Source organism: Pseudomonas sp. NFACC04-2 (genome assembly GCF_900119265.1).
GTDB lineage: Bacteria > Pseudomonadota > Gammaproteobacteria > Pseudomonadales > Pseudomonadaceae > Aquipseudomonas > Aquipseudomonas fluorescens_AA.
The window spans coordinates 54606-74414 of record NZ_FPJC01000026.1 but is presented as its reverse complement, the minus strand read 5'-3'; the positions used below and the strand labels follow the sequence as shown (position 1 = coordinate 74414).

Here is a 19809-nt window from a genome sequence, read left to right as displayed (position 1 = left end):
GTATCATGCGGATGAGCAGGCTAAGTTGGTCAAGGCTGAGCTTCTGGGCTCCTGATTTAGCGGTTTTTTGGTGGTGGGTTGGTGTGTATATCCGTTTCTTCGGTAACGGCTACTTATGGTTCCGCTCTTACAGCGGGTCACTTTTGGAAAAGCGCCAAAAGTAACCAAAAACGCTTTGCCCCACCACTCGGCACCTCGCTTAGGCTCGGTGTGCCCTCACTCCGGCATTGCTCCGTGGGCCGCCGCGAAGGGCCATCCATGGCCCAGCGCGGCTACCTCGGCATCCATGCCGAGGTGCCCACTGCGCAATGCCTGCGTTCGGCCAGCGTGGTTAACGGGGCGCTCCAGATCAAAAGCCACGCGAGGCGGCCTTATAGCCGGCCTGGCTTAGAGTGAACGCGTTCCTCCTGTGGGAGCGGGCTTGCTCGCGAAAGCGATGGGGCAGCTTGCGGTGATGTTGGATGTGCCGACGCCTTCGCGAGCAAGCCCGCTCCCACAGGTTTTTGTGTCGTATACAGATGCTGTGAACACCCACACCCCCGTGTGGGAGCGAGCTTGCTCGCGATAGCGGAGGATCAGTCTGTGATGATGTTGGCTGTGCCGACGTCATCGCGAGCAAGCTCGCTCCCACAGGTTTGTGTTGTGTGCAGATGCTGTGATCACTCCCCCCAATGTGGGAGCGAGCTTGCTCGCGATGGCGGTGGTTCAGTTACATAGATGCTGGATGTATCGCGCTCTTGCTTTGCTTTGCTTTGGATCTTGATCTTGATCTAGGCGCCCCGTTAAACCACGCTGGCCGAACGCAGGCATTGCGCAGTGGGCATCCCGGCATGGATGCCGGGATAGCCGCGCTGGGCCATGGATGGCCCTTCGCGGCGTGCCCACGGAGCAATGCCTTCGTTCGGGCATGCCGAGCCTAGGCGAGGTACCGAGTGGTGGGGCAAAGCGTTTTTGGTTACTTTTGGCGCTTTTCCAAAAGTGACCCGCTGTAAGAGCGGAACCATAAGTGGCCGTTACACAAAAAACGGATATACACGCATAGCAAGCCGAAAAACCGGGAACCCCATGGAAGCCACCCAAGTCCTGAACCCACATCAACCCGTCCCGGCACTCCCATCCGAAGGCCTGATCGCCGTGATCGCCCCCGCCGGCCCGGCCCCCCTGGACACGGAAAAAGCCATCCAATGGATGCGCGCCCGCGGTCATGAGCTACGGATATTCCCAGGCGTCTACGAAAAGAACGGCTACCTCGCCGGCAGCGACGAAATACGCCTCAATGACCTGCACGCCGCCTTCGCCGACCCAGAAGTCAAAGCCATCATCTGCCTACGGGGCGGCTACGGCACACCACGCCTGCTGGACCGCATCGACTTCGAACTCCTAAGACGCAACCCCAAGCCATTCGTAGGCTACAGCGACATCACCGCCCTGCACCTGGCCATCAGCCGCTATGCCGGGTTCGTCACCTTCCACGGCCCGCTGCTCAACGCCGATCTGCTAGGCGACAAGGAACCCCCAACCGTCACCTCGTTGTTCAGCCTGCTGCGTGGACAGTTGAAGGCCGGCAGCGAGCTGAACCACCCCGCCGCCTACCCATTGACCACCGTCGAGCCTGGCATCGCCCACGGACGCCTGCTGGGCGGCAACCTGTCGATCATTGCCGCGACTATGGGCACGCCTTATCAGATCGACGCCGAAGGGGTGATCCTGTTCATCGAAGACGTCAACGAGCCGCTGTATCGCATCGACCGACTGCTGACTCAGCTTCGCTTGGCCGGCACGTTGCACAAACTACGCGGTGTGTTGGTGGGGGACGTGGCCGGGGTCGATGTCGAGGCGTTGAACGGGCTGCTCAAGCAGACCTTCGCGCCGTTGCGCATTCCGGTGCTGTCCGGCTGGCGCAGCGGGCATTGCGATCCGAACCTGACCTTGCCCATGGGGGCGTTGGTGACCCTGGATGCGGGGGAGAAGAGGTTGGTGTTGGGGCAGGATGTGGTGGTCAGTCGCTAGTCATGTAGCGCTTGGGAGTCAGCCATCGCGAGCAAGCTCGCTCCCACAGGTTGATAGAGAACACCTGTGGGAGCGAGCTTGCTCGCGATAGCGGCAGTCGCCATAAGGCGAATCAGCGGTTACGCAACGCCTCCAGCAACTGCTGCGTCGGGTACCCATCCGCCGGCCAGCCGAACGACTGCTGGGCGCTGCGGATGGCCTTGCGGGTGTTGGCGCCGATGATGCCGTCGGGGTTGCCCGCGTCGTAGTTGTGCTTGCCCAGCAGGGTTTGCAATTCGATGCGTTCGCTGCGGCTCAGGGGCAGGTCTTCCTTGGGCCATTGGCCGTAGACCAGCCCGCCGTCGGTAAAGCGCTTTGACAACAGCCCGACCGCCAAGGCGTATGACGACGAATTGTTGTACTTGAGAATGGCGCGGAAGTTATCGAAGATCAAGAACGCCGGGCCACGATGGCCGGCCGGCAGGAGCAGGGACGCCGATAGCTGTCTGTCATCCGGGGCGATCGGCAAGCCGCCATATTCTGAAACCCCCAGCCGAATCCATTCGGAGACGGGCTTGCGGATCGTGCCATCGGCCAGCGTGTAGTCGAAGCCCTCGGCGAGATCGACCTCGAACCCCCACGGCTGGCCACGTTGCCAGCCGGAGCTTTGCAGGTAATGCGCAGTCGAGGCCAAGGCATCGGTGGAGCTGCCCCAGATGTCGCGGCGGCCGTCGCCATCGAAATCCACCGCGTGGGTGTTGTACGTGGTGGGGATGAACTGGGTCTGGCCCATGGCGCCGGCCCAGGAGCCGAGCATTTTTTCCGGTGTGATATCGCCCTGTTGCAGGATTTGCAGCGCGGCGATCAATTGCGCATGGGCGAAGCCCGGGCGTCGTCCTTCGTAGGCCAGGGTCGCCAGGGAGTTGATCACCGACTTGCTGCCCTGGAACTGGCCAAAGTTGCTCTCCATGCCCCACACCGCCACCAGCGCTTCGCGATCGACGCCATAACGCTGTTCGATGCTTTGCAGGACCTGGGCGTTCTGCTGGATCAGACTCTTGCCTTTGTTGACCCGCAGTGGCGACAGCGCGCCATCGAGGTATTCCCACACGGGGCGGGTGAATTCCGGCTGGCTGCGGTCGGCCTTGATCACGCTCATGTCCGGGCTGACGCCGACAAACGCACGATCGAACAAATCGGGACGGATTCCGGCGGCCAGGGCTTCCTTGCGAAACCCGGCCTGCCATTCGGCGAAGGTCTGGGTGGGCGCAATGGCCAGGTCATCGCCGGTGGGCACCACGGGCGGCACGATGGCCGGAGCGGTCACGGCGGGAGCGGTCTGGAGCGGTTGGGCGTCGGCGGCGGTAGGTTTTTCGGCGCAGGCGACAAGCAGGACAACGCTTGCGGCAACAATCATTTGGCGCAGTGGCCAACGATGGGAAAGACAGAAGGGCATGCACGGGTCCAGAAATACAAATCAGGTGCTGACCTTAACATGCGAAAGGGGCGTAGGGCTTGTCCGAGTGTTTCAAGCGGCCAGAAAGCAAGAAGCCTCCCAGTTGTCAGACTGGAAGGCTTCGCGGCGGTAGCTGCCTTTGCCCTTGGCGGGTCGTTCCTGGCGGCTGCGGAACAGGGGTTGGGCGACGATGGACTTGGCCTTGTTGGGGCCATGCCTGGATGGCTTTTTGCTCATGATGGGATCTCTCGTGGGGTGGTTTTGCGGGGCAAATCATGGGACAGAGTTGGGGGGCTGTCCAGTCCCTCCATGCAAGAGAAATTGTCGCCTGAAATAACGCTTTCGTGGCGAGGGAGCTTGCTCCCGCTGGGCTGCGAAGCAGACCCAAAAAACAGGGCCGCTTCGCGCCCCAGCGGGAGCAAGCTCCCTCGCCACAAAAAGCCCTCTGGCTTGAAGAGTGTGTTTACTCGGCAGGCAACGTCAGCCGCTGACCGGCCATCAACAACGACAACCGACTGAGGCTCATCCACGGCGAGCCGGCGGCCTGGCCCTTGATCTGCGCGTCGATGCGTTGGGCCTCGAGCAGCAATTGCGCCCAGCGCGGAGCGGAATAGCGTTGCAGGGCCTTGCTCATCAGGGGTTTGCGCTTGTCCCAGACGGGCGGGCGGGCCTGGCTGAAGGCTTTGTCCAGCGGTACGCCCTGGCTGTATTGCAGGGACAGGTTGGCCAGCAGGCGCAACTCCCTGGCCAGGGCCCAGAGGATCACCGGCGGCTCGACGCCTTCGCCACGCAGGCCTTCGAGCATGCGCAGGGCATTGGCGGCTTCACCGTTGAGGATCGCATCGGTCAGGCCGAAGACATCGAAGCGTGCACTGTCGGCCACGGCAGCCTGCACCGTTTCTACGGTGATCTGCCCGCCTTCGGCCATCAGCTTGAGCTTTTCGATTTCCTGGGCGGCGGCCAGCAGGTTGCCTTCGACCCGGGCGGCTATCAGCTCCACCGCGTCCTGGCTGGCCGAGAGGCCGGCCTGGGACAGCCGTTGGCGGATCCAGCTGGGCAACTGGCTGACGTCCACCGGCCAGATCTGCACGAACTGGGTCTGTTGCCCTTCGACCAGGGCCTTGCCCCATTTGGTTTTCTGCGCACTGCCGTCGAGTTTCGGCAGGCTGATGAGCAGCACCGTGTCCTCGGCCGGGCGTGAGCAATATTCGATCAGCGCAGCGGCGCCCTTGTCCCCGGGTTTGCCGGAGGGCAAGCGCAGTTCCAGCAGGCGTTTTTCGGCGAACAACGACATGCTCGCCCCGGCCTGCAGCAGCGTGCCCCAGTCGAAACTGGCGTCGGCGGCGAAGACCTGGCGCTCGTCGAAACCTTGCTGGCGTGCGGCAGTGCGGATGGCGTCGGCGGCTTCCTGGCACAGCAGCGGGTCATCGCCACTGATGATGTAGATCGGCGCGAGGGCGCCTTGCAGGTGTTTGCCGAGTTGGGCGGGAGCGAGCTTCATAAGAGAAAGCGAGCGGGGCGCCGGAGCGCCCCGCAAGGCTTATTCAGCCGGGATCTGCATCGGCGACTGTTGCGGGGTTTCCGCTTCAGCCTTGCGCGCCGCTTCCAGGGCTTCGGCCTCGGCTTTGGCCTTGGCGTCGGCGGTCTGTTGCAACTGGTCCAGTTGGGCCGGGCTCAGCTGTTGCAGGCGCAGCATCATGCGTTGCACGAGGTCACGCCGCATTTCGTCGCGCACTTCGCTCGACTCCTGGTCGGAACCGGTGATGTTGTTGCCATCATGCAGGTAGACCTTCTGCACTTGCAGTTTGTCGTCCAACAGCACCAGATCGTTCTGGCCGCGGATCTCATAGCTCAGCACGTTGTTCAGTTCGTACTCGGCCGACCGACCGGCACCGGCATAGCTCAGGCTGCGCTGGCTTTGCTGTTCACGGGTCAGTACCAGCTTGTATGGCGCCCCGCCGTAGACTTTCACACCGCTGTTTTCCAGGTTGTCGCGCAGCAACTTGACGGTGTCGCCATAGGCGTCCCGTGCGCTGAGGTCCAGTTCCTTGATCGCCAGCTCGGTGGTGCCGGTGCCGCGCAGTTGGAAGCCGCAGGCGCTCAACAGGACCGCCAGGCCCACTACCAGCAGATTACGTTTGATCATCTTGTTGCTCCCCTTGAACCCTATGGGGGTCGACCAGGCGACCCCGCAGGTTGTATTCGGCGCCAGGCTTGAGCCTCGCACCCGATCCAATTAGCTTGCGACGATATTGACCAGCTTGCCGGGCACGACGATCACTTTGCGAATCGTCAGGCCATCGACAAAGCGCAGCACGTTTTCATTGGCCCGCGCAGCGGCTTCGACTTCTTCGCGTGTGGCGGCGGCCGGCATTTCGATCTGGCCGCGCAGCTTGCCGTTGACCTGGATGACCAGAGTCAGGCTGTCCTGCACCAGCGCGGTTTCGTCCACCACCGGCCAGCGAGCGTCAATCACCGGGTCGGCGTGACCCAGTTGATTCCACAGCTCGTGGCTGATGTGGGGGGTGATCGGCGCCAGCAGCAGCGTCACGGCCTCCAGGCCTTCGTGAATCAGCGCGCGATCCTGCTCGGTGCCTTGCGCGGCTTTTTCCAGCACGTTCATCAGCGTCATCACCTGGGCGATGGCAGTGTTGAATTTGTGGTTCTGGCCGACGTCATGGCTGGCCTGCTTGATGGCCAGGTGAATCGAGCGACGAACGGCTTTCTGCTCATCGTTCAGGCCGGCGACGTCCAGTTTGCCCGGCAGGCCCTGGGTGACGTGGGCTTGGGCCAGGCGCCAGACGCGCTTGAGGAAGCGGTGCGAGCCCTCGACGCCCGAGTCGGACCATTCCGCGCTCATGTCTGGTGGCGAGGCGAACATCATGAACAGGCGGCAGGTGTCCGCGCCGAACTGGTCGATCATCGATTGTGGGTCGACGCCGTTGTTCTTCGACTTGGCCATTTTCTCGGTGCCGCCGATTTCCACCGGCAGGCCGTCGGCGATCAGCTTGGCGCTGATGACCTTGGCCTTGCTGTCGCGTTCGAGCTCGACGTCGCTCGGGTTGAACCAGGTGTAGGCACCGTTGGCTTCGCGACGATAGTAAGTCTCGGCGATCACCATGCCTTGGGTCAGCAGGTTCTTGAACGGCTCGTTGGAGCTCACCAGGCCTTCGTCACGCATCAGCTTGTGGAAGAAGCGTGCGTAGAGCAGGTGGAGAATGGCGTGTTCGATGCCGCCGATGTACTGGTCCACCGGCAACCAGTGGTCGGCCGCGGATTTTTCCACCAGGCCGCCTTCATAGTGCGGCGAAGCGTAGCGCGCGTAATACCAGGAGGACTCGACGAAGGTGTCCATGGTGTCGGTTTCACGCTTGGCCGGTGCGCCGCATTTCGGGCAACTGCACTCGTAGAACTCGGGCATGCGTGCCAGGGGCGAGCCGGCGCCGTCGGGTACGACGTCTTCCGGCAGGACCACCGGCAACTGGTCTTCCGGCACCGGTACGTCACCGCAGGTGTCGCAATGCACGATCGGGATCGGGCAGCCCCAGTAGCGCTGGCGGCTGATGCCCCAGTCCCGCAGGCGGAACTGGGTGCGCGAGGCGCCGAGGTTTTTCTTGATCAGGGCGACTTCGATGGCATCGAATGCGCCCGCGAAGTCCAGGCCGTTGAACTCGCCGGAGTTGATCAGTTCGCCGTGTTCGCCATAGGCGTCCTGCCAAGGTGCGGGAGTCTGGTCGCCGGCGCTGGTGCGCACCACCGGTTTGACCGGCAGGTTGTACTTGTGGGCGAATTCGAAATCACGCTCGTCGTGGGCCGGCACGGCCATCACCGCGCCGTCGCCGTAGTGCATCAACACGTAGTTGGCGACCCACACCGGCAGCTTCTCGCCAGTGAGCGGGTGCTCGACGAACAACGACGTTGCCAGGCCTTTCTTCTCTTGAGTGGCGACATCGGCTTCGGCGACGCTGCCGCCCTTGCATTCGGCGATGAATGCCTGCAGCTCGGGGTTGTTCTGTGCCGCCAGGGTGGCCAGCGGATGCTCGGCGGCCACGGCCACATAGGTGGCCCCCATCAGCGTGTCCGGACGGGTGGTGAAGACTTTCAGGGTGCCGGCTTCGCCAATGGAGGCGACGTCATACGGGAACTGCACTTCCATGCCCCGGGACTTGCCGATCCAGTTGCGCTGCATGGTCTTGACCTGCTCGGGCCAACCGGTCAGCTCGTCGAGACTCTCCAGGAGTTCATCCGCATAGGCGGTGATCTTGAAGTAGTACATCGGGATCTCGCGCTTTTCGATCAGCGCGCCGGAGCGCCAGCCGCGGCCGTCGATCACTTGTTCGTTGGCCAGTACGGTCTGGTCCACCGGGTCCCAGTTCACGGTGCCGTTCTTGCGGTAGATCACGCCTTTTTCGAACAGGCGCGTGAACAGCCATTGTTCCCAGCGGTAGTAGTCCGGCTTGCAGGTGGTCACTTCGCGGGACCAGTCCACCGCCAGGCCCAGGCTGCGCAGCTGGGTCTTCATGTAGGCGATGTTTTCGTAGGTCCACTTGGCGGGGGCCACGTTGTTCTTCATCGCGGCGTTTTCCGCCGGCATGCCGAAGGCGTCCCAACCCATGGGTTGCAGGACGTTCTTGCCTTGCATGCGCTGGTAGCGGGAGATCACGTCGCCGATGGTGTAGTTGCGCACGTGCCCCATGTGTAGCTTGCCGCTGGGGTAAGGGAACATCGACAGGCAGTAGTAAGTCTCCTTGCCTGGCTGTTCACTGACTTCAAAGGACTTTTGCTCGTCCCAGAACGACTGGGCGGCGGCTTCGATTTCACGGGGCTGGTAGTGTTCGTGCATGGCTACTTTTGTACTGAATGGGGTGGCCCAATCCTCTTCGTGGCCATACTGGACGCAGACGACGCCGAATGCGGCGTTTTCGATGCCCAGCCAAGCTGGAAGTGGAGTTACAGGAAGCGCCGTAGCATACATGACCGCGCTCTGCCGAGGGAAACCCTGATTGCGTGCTGGCCATCGACGACCGCTGGCGAGGACCCGTGTTCAGGGCCGTTGGTCGCGGCGCCCTGCCGGTTTGCCCAACGAAGCTAAGCTTCTCAATGGGGAGTGAGTCTTATCTTCAATGAGGTGAGGGATGGTTGAATCACAACGAAAAGTCGCTACACCTGAGTTGTATGAAAAACTGATCGATCGTCTTGGGGTGGCCCTGGACGCTGCAAGAACCGCCGGTCGCTTGCGTGATGAGCGTCCGGTAGAGCTGGAACTGCGTGGCTTGAGCCCCGCAGAGTTCGAACTGGTCAAGGCTTACCTCGAACAGGCCGGACATCAACCCCCCGCCAGTGGGGCCCAGGTAATCAAGCGTCTCGATGCGCCCCGTTCGGCCAAGGTTGTATGGCTCAAGGACCGGACGCCTGACAAGGATGCTGTAAAGGTCCGGTCACTGCAGTTCAAGTAACGCCGGATTCACGCATGTCGCTTTTTTTGATTCAAGGTTTTTTCGAATCTGTTGTCGCTTTGCGTCAACCCACCTAGGCTTCGGGCATCTATGGAGATGCCCGATGCCGTTTCGCTATTTCATCAAACAACTGTTATTGCCGCCCGGCATTCTTTTGCTGTTGTTGGCGCTTGCCTGGTGGTGGCGGCATTCGCGGCCGCGCCTGGCTCGCCTGTGTTTCGCCGTGGGCCTGGGGGGCTTCTGGCTGATGAGCCTGCCGGTGGTGGTGCAGTGGGGCGCCAAGGCATTGGAGCGTGAACCGCCGTTGCTGCGCAGTGAATGGGCGACCCTGGCCCAGCGTGCCGACGCCATCGTGGTGCTGGGTTCCGGTCGCGAGCGCGGTGACCTGGCTTGGGGTTCGGACCAGCCCACCGGTGTCGGCCTCGAACGCCAGCGCTATGCGGCGCGACTGGCCAAGGCTTCGGGCTTGCCCGTGCTGACGACCGGCGGCTTGCACTATGGCACCCCACCCAGTGAAGCGAAGTTGATGGCCGATTCGATGCGGGACGACTTCGGCGTCACCGTGCGCTGGCAGGAAGAGCGCAGCCGCACGACCTGGGAAAACGCCCAGATGAGCGCCGAGATTTTGCTGCCGGCGGGCATCAAGCGGGTCGTGGTGGTGACCCAGGCGTGGCACATGCCGCGGGCGCTCTGGAGTTTCGAGCGGTCAGGATTTGAAGTGGTGCCGGCGCCTGTCGGCTTCCTGGGTCCGGACAACGCCCGGCCACTGGGTGGCTGGATGCCGGAGTTCAAGTCGATCTGGCAGTCCGGGCAGTTGATGAATGAGGCGGTGGGGTTGTTGGGGTATTTGGTGTTTTATCGCTGAGCATACGAAAAATGTGTGGGCTGAACATAGTTGTGGCGAGGGAGCTTGCTCCCGCTGGGCTGCGCAGCGGCCCCAAAATTTCTGGGAGCGCTTCGCACTCCAGCGGGAGCAAGCTCCCTCGCCACAAGTGCTTCCAAAAGGCTTTAGACCGTCTTGGCCATCCGGCTCGCCACCAATGCCCAGCCCAGCAGCAAGACGCACAAAATGATCAGTGGCCATGAGCGCCATTGCAGGTACGGCGTCAGGTCGTGCATCGGCACCACTTCGCCATACAGGATGCCACGCTCGAATTGCGGGATCTGTGCGGTGATCTGGCCGAAGGGGTTGATCAGGCCGGTCACGCCGTTGTTGGTGGCGCGGATCATCCAGCGGCCGGCTTCCAGGGCGCGCATCTGGGCCATTTGCAGGTGTTGCAGCGGGCCGATCGAGGTGCCGAACCAGGTATCGTTGCTGATGGTCAGCAGCAGGTCGCTGCGCGCCGAGAGGCTGGCGGCGAATTCCGGGTAGACCACTTCATAGCAGATGAACGGAGCGATCTGGTAACCCTTGGCTTGCAGCAATGGCTGGTCGGCCGGGCCCCGGGCGAAGTCCGACATGGGCAGGTCGAAGAAGGCGATCAGGCCGCGCAGGATGTCCTGTAGCGGTACGTATTCGCCAAACGGCACGAGTTTTTGCTTCAGGTAGGTACCGTCACCTTCGCCGGTCACGGTGATGCCGTTGTAGTAACGCTTCTCGTGATGCACCAATTGCCGAATCGGCACGCCGGTAATCAACGCTGACTGCCGCTCGGCGGCGAAGTTGCCCATCATGTCCAGGTAGCCCTGGGCGGACTCCTTGAGCACCGGCACCGCGGTTTCCGGCCAGATCAGCAGGTCGACGCGCTTGGAGGCGAAGCTCATGTCGCGGTACAGGGCCAACTGCGCGTTGAGCTGCTCGGGGTCCCACTTCATGCTTTGTTCGATGTTGCCCTGGATCGCCGCGACGCTCAGCGGGTCGCCCGAGGGGCTGGTCCAGGCATGCCCCTTGAGGGCCATGCCGGCTACCCACGGGCCGATCAACAGCAGCACCCCCGCGGCAATAAAACCTTTGCGTGCGCCGCGAATCAGCCGCGGCGCGTTGTACAGCAGCGCGGCGGTCAGGGCCAGGGTGAAGGAGATCAGCCACATCCCGCCCAACGGCGCGAGGCCGGCCAGGGGGCCGTCGAGCTGGCTGTACCCGGAATACAGCCACGGGAACCCGGTGAGGAACCAGCCGCGGAAGGCTTCCTGGCCCAACCACAGTGCGGCGAAGGCCAGGGCATCGGCCAAGGGCGCCTCGTTGCGGCGCAGCCAGCGCGCCCACAGCCAGGCGGGCAGGGCGAAGAACCAGGCGATAGCGGCGATAAACAGTAGCATCAACAGCCCGGCGAGCAGCACCGAGGCGCCGCCGAAGTTATGGATGCTGACGTAGATCCAACTGGTGCCGGCGCCAAACAGGCCAAAACCGAAACACCAGCCACGGCCCAGGGCCTGGCGCGGCGAAAGCTCGCGCAGCCCGGCATAGAACAAGCCGACCGCCAGCAATGCCAGCGGCCAGAGGTCGAACGGTGCCAGGGCCAGGGTGGTGATCGCACCGGCCGCCACGGCCAGCAGGTTACCGGGCCAGCCGGGGCGGGTTATCCAGCGCATGTATATCCTTAGCGGGTCTCGCAGGGGTTATCGGCCAATGGGTGACAGGCGCAGCAGGTGAATCCGGCGGCTGTCGGCATTGAGGATGCGGAAGCGCCAGGAGCCGATTTCCGTGGTTTCGTTGCGCTTGGGCAGGTGCCCGAAAGCGCTCATCACCAGGCCGCCGACGGTGTCGAATTCATCGTCGGAGAATTGGCTGTCGAAGAATTCGTTGAAGTTCTCGATCGGCGTCAGGGCCTTGATCAGGAAGTCACCGCTGGGCAGCGGCTTGATGTAGCTGTCTTCCTCGACATCGTGCTCGTCCTCGATGTCGCCGACGATCTGCTCGAGCACGTCTTCGATGGTGACCAGGCCGGCCACGCCGCCGTATTCGTCGATGACGATGGCCATGTGGTTGTGGTTGGCGCGGAATTCCCGCAGCAGCACGTTCAGGCGCTTGGACTCGGGCACGAAGGTGGCCGGACGCAGCAGGTCCTTGATGTTGAAGCTGTCGCCGTTCTCCTGAAGGATCAGCGGCAGCAGGTCCTTGGCCAGCAGCACGCCCATGACGTCGTCATGGCTCTCGCCAACGACCGGGTAGCGCGAGTGGGCGGAGTCGACCACGGCGGGCAGGAATTCACGCGGGGTCTGGGTCGCCTTGATGCTGACCATTTGCGAGCGCGGGACCATGATGTCCCGCACTTGCAGGTCAGCGACCTGAATGGCGCCTTCAACGATGGCCAGCGCTTCGCTGTCCAGCAATTTGTTCTGGTGTGCATCGCGCAGCAGCTCCAGCAGCTCCTGGCGGTTTTTCGGCTCATGGGCAAAAGCCTGGGTGAGCTTGCCCAGCCATGACTTCTGCCCGTTGCTCGATCGATCTTCGCTCATAGCGATTACTCTGAATCCTTTGTCGTTACAGTTGATGTATCAGTGTTCGTCGCCGGCGTAGGGGTCGGGATGACCCAGCTCTGCAAGCAACGTCCGTTCCAGTGCTTCCATTTCTTCGGCTTCGTCATCTTCTATATGGTCGTAACCCAGTAGATGCAAGCAGCCGTGAATCACCAGATGGGCCCAGTGGGCTTCAGGGGTCTTGTCTTGTTCCGCCGCTTCACGCTCCACCACCGGGACGCAGATCACCAGGTCGCCCAGCAGCGGGATGTCGAGCAACTCGTCGGGCACGTCGGCGGGGAACGACAGCACGTTGGTGGCGTAGTCCTTCTGCCGCCAGGTGTGGTTCAGCTCGCGGCCCTCGGGCTCGTCCACCAGGCGGATCGTCAGCTCCGAGTCGGCGCTGCGCTGGCGCAGGGCCAGTTCGCACCATTGGCGGAACTGGGCCTCGCTGGGGGCAGCGTGTTCGCTGGCCACTTGCAGGTCGAGTTCAAGCATTGTGGCGATTGCCTTTGCCTTCGGTCGTGTCGTCGGCCTCGCGATTCTCGAAGCGCTCGTAGGCTTCGACAATGCGTTGTACCAACGGATGGCGCACGACGTCCTTGGGCATGAAGTGCGTGAAGCTGATGCCTGGCACGTCCTTGAGGACCTGGATCACATGGTTCAGCCCGGACTTGGTGCCACGGGGCAGGTCGACCTGAGTGATGTCCCCGGTGATGACGGCGGTGGAGCCGAAGCCGATCCGGGTCAGGAACATTTTCATCTGCTCGACCGTGGTGTTCTGGCTTTCGTCGAGGATGATGAAGCTGTTGTTCAGGGTGCGACCGCGCATGTAGGCCAGCGGCGCGACCTCGATGACCTGGCGCTCGATCAGCTTGGCGACGTATTCGAAACCGAGCATTTCATACAGCGCGTCATAGAGCGGGCGCAGGTACGGGTCGATCTTCTGGGCCAGGTCGCCGGGCAGGAAACCGAGTTTTTCACCCGCTTCGACCGCCGGTCGCACCAACAGGATGCGCCGTACCTGTTCGCGTTCCAGTGCATCGACGGCGCAGGCCACGGCCAGGTAGGTCTTGCCGGTACCGGCCGGGCCGATGCCGAAGTTGATGTCGTTGCCCAGGATTTCCTTCACGTAGCGCTGCTGATTCAAGCCGCGAGGGCGAATCATGCCTTTTTTCGTGCGCAGGGCCACGGCAGGTTCCGACGGGGCGTGGTTGTCGAGTTCTTCGACAGCCGACTCCTGCAGGAACAGGTGGACCGTATCCGGCGACAGCTCGCTCCCCTTGGTTTCCCGGTAGAGACGGCGCAGCAGGTTTTCCGCGGAGGTGGTGTGCTTGGGTTCGCCGATCAGCTCGAACTGGTTTCCGCGGTTGCGGATCTCGATGGCCAGGCGCTGTTCGATCAAGCGCAGGTGCTCGTCGAATTGCCCGCACAGATTGGCGAAGCGGCGAGCCTCAAAGGGCTCGAGAATAAAGCGATGTGGTTCGATGGGTGCGTTCAAGGTCGTTTTTAGCCGCCCAGGGGCAATTAAGGTGAAATCAAGGATAACGCCAGTAGGCTGGGTGCGAAAGCTCTTAAACAGGCGAATCTGATTCCAGCGACCGGCGCGGTCTTTTGTGGGAGCGGGCTTGCTCGCGAAAGCGGTCTTGCATCCAGCACAGGTGTCGCCTGGCATGCCGCCTTCGCGAGCAAGCCCGCTCCCACAAGGATTCGCGTTGCTATTGGATCAGCGAACCGCGCAGGGAGTGCGGTTGCGCGGCGTCGATGTGCACATCGGCGAACTGGCCGATCAGGGCCGGGGTGTCGCAACGGAAATTGACGATGCGGTTGTTTTCGGTACGCCCTTGCAGCTCGCCGGGGTCTTTTTTCGAATAATCGGTCACCAGAATCCGCTGGACGGAACCGACCATTTGTCGGCTGATCTCGAAACCTTGCTGGTTGAGGCGATGCTGCAAGGCGTTGAGCCGTTCTTTTTTCAGTTCTTCCGGGGTGTCGTCCGCCAGGTCGGCCGCCGGGGTTCCAGGGCGCTGGCTGTAGACGAAGGAATAGGAGAAGTCGAAGCCCACGTCTTCGATCAACTTCATGGTCTGCTGGAAGTCTTTCTCGGTTTCGCCGGGGAAACCGACGATAAAGTCCGAACTGATGCAGATGCCCGGCACTGCCGCGCGCAACTTGCGCAGCTTGGATTTGTACTCCAGCGCCGTGTGGTTGCGCTTCATGGCCGCGAGGATCCGGTCGGAACCCGATTGCACCGGCAAATGCAGGTGCTTGACCAGCTCGGGAACCTCGGCGTGGGCCTGGATCAGGCTGTCGGAGAACTCCAGCGGATGGGACGTGGTGTAGCGGATGCGGTCGATACCGTCCACCGCCGCCACCACGCGGATCAGCTCGGCGAGGTCCGCCAGGCGCCCGTCATGGGTCAGGCCGCGATAGCCGTTGACGTTCTGCCCCAGCAGGGTCACTTCGCGCACGCCGTTTTCCGCCAGATGGATGATCTCGGCGATCACGTCGTCGAACGGTCGGCTGACTTCCTCACCGCGGGTATAGGGCACCACGCAGAACGTGCAGTACTTGCTGCAGCCTTCCATCACCGACACATAGGCGCTTGGGCCGTCGATGCGCGGTTCGGGCAGGTGGTCGAATTTTTCGATTTCCGGAAACGAGACATCCACTTGCGGCAGCTTGGTCGCGCGCGCGGCGTCGATCATCTCCGGCAGGCGGTGCAAGGTCTGTGGGCCGAAGACCACGTCCACGTACGGAGCACGATCACGAATGGCCGCGCCTTCCTGGCTGGCCACGCAACCGCCCACGGCGATGACCATTTCCGGGTTGGCCAGCTTCAGCTCGCGCCAGCGGCCCAGTTGGGAATACACCCGGTCCTGGGCGCGCTCGCGAATCGAGCAGGTATTGAGCAGGATCACGTCCGCGTCTTCGGCGCGGGCAGTGACTTCCAGGGCCTGGTGTTCACCCAGCAGATCGACCATGCGCGAGCTGTCGTACTCGTTCATCTGGCAACCGTGGGTTTCGATGTAAAGCTTCTTGGCCATGGACGGAGTCATCACGTGATTCAAAGAACCGCGCATTATAGGGAACAAGTCCCGCGGTTCCTACCGCTGTGCGAGCAGTGGCTATGCTATAGTTCGCGCCCTCATTTTTACCCGCCGATGTGTTTCGCCAGCCATGACCAAACGTGAAGCTCCAATCTACAAGGTGATTTTCCTCAACCAGGGCCAGGTGTTCGAAATGTACGCCAAGCAGATCTATCAAAGCGATCTGTGGGGCTTCCTGGAAGTGGAAGAGTTCGTCTTTGGCGAGCGCACGCAAGTGGTCGTCGATCCGAGCGAAGAAAAGCTCAAGGCGCAGTTCGAAGGCGTGGTGCGCAGTTTCGTGCCGATGCATTCGATCGTGCGCATCGACGAAGTCGAACGCCTGGGCACGCCGAAAATCAGCGAAGCCCGCGGCGCGGTGGGCAACGTGATGCCGTTTCCGATGCCGATGCCTGAGAAGTAAACCTGAGCACAGTCCTCAGCGGCGAGGGAGCTTGCTCCCGCTGGAGTGCGAAGCGCTCCCAGAAATCTTAGGGCCGCTGCGCAGCCCAGCGGGAGCAAGCTCCCTCGCCACAGGGGCTGGTGGCGGATTCAGGGCAGCGGCGAAAAAGGCGTACGCCCATCGGCGTTCTGCAATTCCATCAGGTATTTGCGAAAGATCTGGCCCAGCACCTGGGTCGCCACTTCCAACTCGTCGCGGGGCATCTGCTCGGCGACTTCGTCGGCGGTGTCCAGGGCATCTTCGGCGCCGTTGACCGCGGCCATCTTCAAGACGATGTAGGCCTGGACGTTGTTGGCCGGCACGCCTTCGCCATGGAAGAACATGCCGCCGAGCTTGAATTGCGCCTGGGCATGGCCTTGCAGCGAGGCTTTTTCGAAGTAGTTGAGGGCCTGCTTGAGGTCGCGGGGTGCAGCCTTGCCTTCGTAGTAGAACTCGCCCAACTCGTATTGCGCTTGTGCATCACCTGCGTCCGCCGCTTTTTGACAGGCGTCGAGTGCCGGTGCGAGATCTTGTGGCTGGGTATTGAGCGTGCAACGGCCCAGCGCCGGGATCAACAACGAGTTGCCGCCTGCCTGTGCATTCGCCAGCAGCGGCTGAAGGAGCAACAGGCAGCCCAAGGCAAGGGTGCGGCCGGTGCGGTTCATGGGAATCGACTTACCTCTGAGGGGCGCGCGGACCCTCCGGGGGATCCAATAAGCGCGCATTATGAAATAAGCAGGGCCATCCTTACAAAGTCTTTACTCGTTTTTCTGCTGCACGGGAATGCTAATAGCAGCTTCGGGCATAAATACGTAGGAAAAGGGCGGGAGGTTGTCAGCAATAACTGACGCCAGCTTCAGCCAGCGTCAGTTATCCACAGGCTTACTTCAGTGCCGCGAAGGCCCGTTCGGCTGCATCGAGGGTGATCTTCAGCTCGGTCTCGCCATGGGCGATGGAGGTGAAGCCGGCTTCGAACGCACTCGGGGCCAGGTACACGCCGCCGTCGAGCATCAGGTGGAAGAAGCGCTTGAACCGGTCGGCATCGCTGGCCATGACGTCTTCGAAGGTGACGATGTCATCGGCGCCACTGAAATACAGGCCAAACATGCCGCCGGCTTGGGTGGTCACGAAGGGGATACCCGCCGCATCGGCGCGGATCTGCAGGCCGTCGAGCAGGCGAGTGGTGTAGTCGGTCAGTTCGGCGTGGAAGCCCGGGCGGCTGATCAGGCGCAGGGTGGTCAGGCCGGCGGCCATGGCCAGCGGGTTGCCCGACAGCGTGCCGGCCTGGTAAACCGGGCCCAGCGGCGCGATGCATTCCATGATGGCGCGCTTGCCGCCGAAACAGCCGACCGGCATGCCGCCGCCGATGATCTTGCCGAAGGTGCTCAGGTCCGGCGTGACGCCGTAATGGGCCTGGGCGCCGCCGAGGGCCACGCGGAAACCGGTCATCACTTCATCGAAAATCAACACCACGCCGTGCTGGTCGCACAGGCTGCGCAGGCCTTCGAGGAAACCCGGTGCCGGCGGCACGCAGTTCATGTTGCCGGCCACCGGCTCGACAATGATGCACGCCACTTCCTGGCCGACTTCGCCGAGCATCTTCTCGACTTCTTCAAGGTCGTTGAACGGCAGGGTCAGAGTGTGTTTGGCGAACGCTGCCGGTACGCCGGCCGAGCTCGGCACGCCCTGGGTCAGTGCGCCGGAGCCGGCCTTGACCAGCAGGCTGTCGGAGTGACCGTGGTAGCAGCCTTCGAACTTGATGATGCTGTCGCGACCGGTGTAGCCCCGCGCCAGGCGGATCGCACTCATGGTCGCCTCGGTACCGGAACTGACCATGCGCACCATTTCCATCGACGGCACGATCGAGCAGACCAGGTCGGCCATCTCGGTTTCCATCGCGGTCGGGGCGCCGTAGGACAGGCCGTGGACCAATTGCTTGCGCACTGCATCCAGCACGTCCGGATGGCTGTGGCCGAGGATCATCGGGCCCCAGGAGCCGACGTAGTCCACATAACGCTTGTCGTCTTCGTCGGTGACGTACGCGCCTTCGGCATGCTTGAAGAACAGCGGGGTGCCGCCGACGCTCTTGAACGCACGAACAGGCGAGTTCACGCCGCCGGGGATGTGTTTCTGGGCGTTGGCAAACAGGGTTTCGGAACGGGACATGGTTGGGCTCTCGAAAACGAAAAATGGACTATTTGATCTGCAGCAGCGCGTTGAAGGCGCGGGCGCGGCGCGTCACTTCAGCGCTGCTGTCGGCGCCGAACAGGCCGTGGACCACCGCCAGCAGGTCGACCCCGTGGGCCACCAGCGGGGCGGCGTTCTCCAGGGTGATGCCGCCGATGGCGCACACCGGAATATGCAGTTTGATGCGCGCCTGTTCGAGCAGTTCAAGGTTTGCGCTGGGGGCGCCGGGCTTGGTGTTGGAGTTGAAAAAGCGCCCGAACGCGACATAACTGGCGCCTTCGCTGGCGGCCTGTTCGGCCAGGGCCAGGCTGGCGTGGCAGGTGGAGCCGACGATCGCCTTGTGCCCGAGCAGCGCCCTCACCGGCGCCAGCGGGCCATCGGTCTGGCCCAGGTGCACACCGACGCCCAGGCGCGCGGCCAGTTCGGCATCGTCGTTGATGATCAACTGGGTCTTGTAGCGCTCGCACAGGTTGCGCAGGGCTTCGGCCTCTCGCAGGCGGCGGGCTTCGTCGCTGCTTTTGTCGCGGTATTGCAGCAGGGTCACGCCACCTTCCAGCGCTGCTTCTACATAAGCGAGGAACTTGCCGGCCAGCAATTGGCTATCGGTGATGGCGTACAGGCCACGTAATTTCATTCCACAGGCCTCCGGTGCTACGAACAGAAATCCAGCGGCAGGCGACGCGGCACGAACTGGCCTTTGCCCAGTTGTTCGGCATCGCGCAAGGTGCGCCAGGTGTAATCCAGTGCTGTCTTGACGGCGCTGGCGAGTTGTTCGCCCTGGGCCAGCCGGCCGGCCAGGGCGCTGGCCAGGGTGCAGCCGGAACCATGGTAGCTGCCGGGCAAGCGCTGGCAGGTAAAGGTTTCACGGCCGCCATCGCGGCTGTACAGGCGATTATGGACTTCATGTTCGTCGCCGTGACCGCCGGTGATCAACAGGTGTTTGACGAAGGGCAACAGTTTTTCCGCACACTCGTCGGCGCTGCCCTCGGGCAGTTCGGCGAGGATGCGGGCTTCAGGCAGGTTGGGGGTGGCGATGATTGCCAGGGGCAGCAGGCGTTCGCGCATGGCGTAGCCGACCTCATCCTTGCCCAGGCGTCCGCCACCGCCGGCGCGCAGCACCGGGTCGCAGACCATCGGCAGATGCGGGTGGGCCTGGAGCAGTTCGACCACTGTGTCGACCATTTCCAACGAGCCGAGCATCCCCAGCTTGACCGCCGCGACCGGCGAATCGTTGAGCACGGCATTGGCTTGCGCCAGCACCCACTCGCGATCGAGCACGCGGAAATCGCTGACGTTGACGGTGTCTTGCACGGTCAATGCGGTAACGGCCGGGGCGGCATGACAGCCCTGGGCGAGCAGGGCTTCGATATCTGCCTGTAAACCGGCGCCACCACTGGGATCGTGGCCGGAGAGGCAGAGGACAACGGGGCGAGAGCTGTAGATATTCATGGTGCGCGAGCTTACCACCAAACCTGTTTTATCGGTGGTGGGAGTCAGAGGATTTGTACGCTGCCTGTGATGGCAAGGCCCGGCTCATCGTGGCGAGGGAGCTTGCTCCCGCTGAGGTGCGAAGCGCCTCCCGATAACAGGCGGCCGCTTCGCGCCCGAGCGGGAGCAAGCTCCCTCGCCACGGTGAGTCATCGTTCAAGATTCCTGTCTGACCAAAGCAACAGCTCTATCTCAATGCTTTGCTCTGAAACGCCCGTTCTAGAGCCTTCAGTAGGAAAGATTTCAATGGTGCAAATTGGCCATCAACGGCTATGCTAGAGATGGATCCAACACATAACAGGTAAT

General features: G+C 62.5%; 18 protein-coding genes. 4 read left to right on the top strand and 14 right to left on the bottom strand.

The window, feature by feature from the left end:
• Positions 1–1065: 1065 nt before the first annotated feature.
• Positions 1066–2010: a S66 peptidase family protein gene (locus BT125_RS25285; RefSeq protein WP_072411502.1), complete on the top strand. Its 945-nt coding sequence runs from the start codon at positions 1066–1068 to the stop codon at positions 2008–2010.
• Positions 2011–2122: 112 nt separating this feature from the next.
• On the opposite strand, the gene BT125_RS25280 is transcribed toward BT125_RS25285, so the two are convergent.
• The 5 genes from BT125_RS25280 to leuS form a co-directional block, all read right to left on the bottom strand.
• The gene (locus BT125_RS25280; protein ID WP_072411500.1) at positions 2123–3445 is read right to left on the bottom strand and encodes a lytic murein transglycosylase; all 1323 of its coding nucleotides are present in this window, start codon (positions 3443–3445) and stop codon (positions 2123–2125) included.
• 72 nt (positions 3446–3517) lie between these two features.
• Positions 3518–3682, bottom strand: coding sequence for an alternative ribosome rescue factor ArfA (arfA, locus tag BT125_RS25275; protein WP_030140368.1), 165 nt, complete (start codon positions 3680–3682; stop codon positions 3518–3520).
• Positions 3683–3908: 226 nt separating this feature from the next.
• Positions 3909–4946, bottom strand: coding sequence for a DNA polymerase III subunit delta (gene holA, locus BT125_RS25270; RefSeq protein ID WP_072411498.1), 1038 nt, complete (start codon positions 4944–4946; stop codon positions 3909–3911).
• A gap of 39 nt (positions 4947–4985) precedes the next feature.
• The gene (gene lptE / locus BT125_RS25265) at positions 4986–5591 is read right to left on the bottom strand and encodes an LPS-assembly lipoprotein LptE (protein ID WP_072411496.1); all 606 of its coding nucleotides are present in this window, start codon (positions 5589–5591) and stop codon (positions 4986–4988) included.
• A 90-nt stretch (positions 5592–5681) separates the two neighbouring features.
• Positions 5682–8288: a leucine--tRNA ligase gene (gene leuS / locus BT125_RS25260; protein ID WP_072411494.1), complete on the bottom strand. Its 2607-nt coding sequence runs from the start codon at positions 8286–8288 to the stop codon at positions 5682–5684.
• A 292-nt stretch (positions 8289–8580) separates the two neighbouring features.
• Between leuS and BT125_RS25255 the strand changes: the two genes are divergently transcribed.
• Complete coding sequence (locus tag BT125_RS25255) at positions 8581–8901, top strand: hypothetical protein (protein ID WP_072411492.1); 321 nt, start codon at positions 8581–8583, stop codon at positions 8899–8901.
• A 103-nt stretch (positions 8902–9004) separates the two neighbouring features.
• Positions 9005–9766 carry a YdcF family protein gene (locus tag BT125_RS25250; protein WP_072411490.1) on the top strand — a complete coding sequence of 254 codons (762 nt, stop codon included), beginning with the start codon at positions 9005–9007 and terminating at the stop codon, positions 9764–9766.
• A 143-nt stretch (positions 9767–9909) separates the two neighbouring features.
• Here the strand turns inward: BT125_RS25250 and lnt are convergent, their stop codons facing one another.
• From lnt to miaB, 5 genes are all read right to left on the bottom strand, one after another.
• Complete coding sequence (lnt, locus tag BT125_RS25245) at positions 9910–11433, bottom strand: apolipoprotein N-acyltransferase (RefSeq protein ID WP_072411488.1); 1524 nt, start codon at positions 11431–11433, stop codon at positions 9910–9912.
• A gap of 27 nt (positions 11434–11460) precedes the next feature.
• On the bottom strand, positions 11461–12300 hold the full coding sequence (locus tag BT125_RS25240; RefSeq protein WP_003205870.1) for an HlyC/CorC family transporter: 840 nt from the start codon (positions 12298–12300) through the stop codon (positions 11461–11463).
• A gap of 39 nt (positions 12301–12339) precedes the next feature.
• Positions 12340–12798, bottom strand: a complete 459-nt coding sequence (ybeY, locus tag BT125_RS25235) for an rRNA maturation RNase YbeY (protein WP_072411486.1) — start codon at positions 12796–12798, stop codon at positions 12340–12342.
• Positions 12791–13801 (bottom strand): PhoH family protein, encoded by a 1011-nt coding sequence (locus tag BT125_RS25230; RefSeq protein WP_060740491.1) that lies wholly within the window; start codon positions 13799–13801, stop codon positions 12791–12793. The genes ybeY and BT125_RS25230 overlap by 8 nt, the downstream gene beginning before the upstream one ends.
• A 217-nt stretch (positions 13802–14018) precedes the next feature.
• Entirely contained in the window at positions 14019–15347 is a 1329-nt protein-coding gene (gene miaB / locus BT125_RS25225; protein ID WP_060740492.1) for a tRNA (N6-isopentenyl adenosine(37)-C2)-methylthiotransferase MiaB, read from the bottom strand.
• A gap of 133 nt (positions 15348–15480) precedes the next feature.
• On the opposite strand from miaB, the gene BT125_RS25220 reads away from it, so the two are divergent.
• Positions 15481–15810, top strand: coding sequence for a DUF1820 family protein (locus BT125_RS25220; protein WP_003185742.1), 330 nt, complete (start codon positions 15481–15483; stop codon positions 15808–15810).
• 128 nt (positions 15811–15938) lie between these two features.
• Here the strand turns inward: BT125_RS25220 and BT125_RS25215 are convergent, their stop codons facing one another.
• The 4 genes from BT125_RS25215 to BT125_RS25200 form a co-directional block, all read right to left on the bottom strand.
• On the bottom strand, positions 15939–16493 hold the full coding sequence (locus BT125_RS25215; RefSeq protein ID WP_072411482.1) for a tetratricopeptide repeat protein: 555 nt from the start codon (positions 16491–16493) through the stop codon (positions 15939–15941).
• 217 nt (positions 16494–16710) lie between these two features.
• Positions 16711–17994, bottom strand: a complete 1284-nt coding sequence (hemL, locus tag BT125_RS25210; protein ID WP_060740493.1) for a glutamate-1-semialdehyde 2,1-aminomutase — start codon at positions 17992–17994, stop codon at positions 16711–16713.
• Positions 17995–18022: 28 nt separating this feature from the next.
• Positions 18023–18649, bottom strand: a complete 627-nt coding sequence (gene thiE, locus BT125_RS25205) for a thiamine phosphate synthase (protein WP_072411480.1) — start codon at positions 18647–18649, stop codon at positions 18023–18025.
• 17 nt (positions 18650–18666) lie between these two features.
• Complete coding sequence (locus tag BT125_RS25200; protein ID WP_072411478.1) at positions 18667–19464, bottom strand: hydroxymethylpyrimidine/phosphomethylpyrimidine kinase; 798 nt, start codon at positions 19462–19464, stop codon at positions 18667–18669.
• Between the last annotated feature and the right edge of the window lie 345 nt (positions 19465–19809).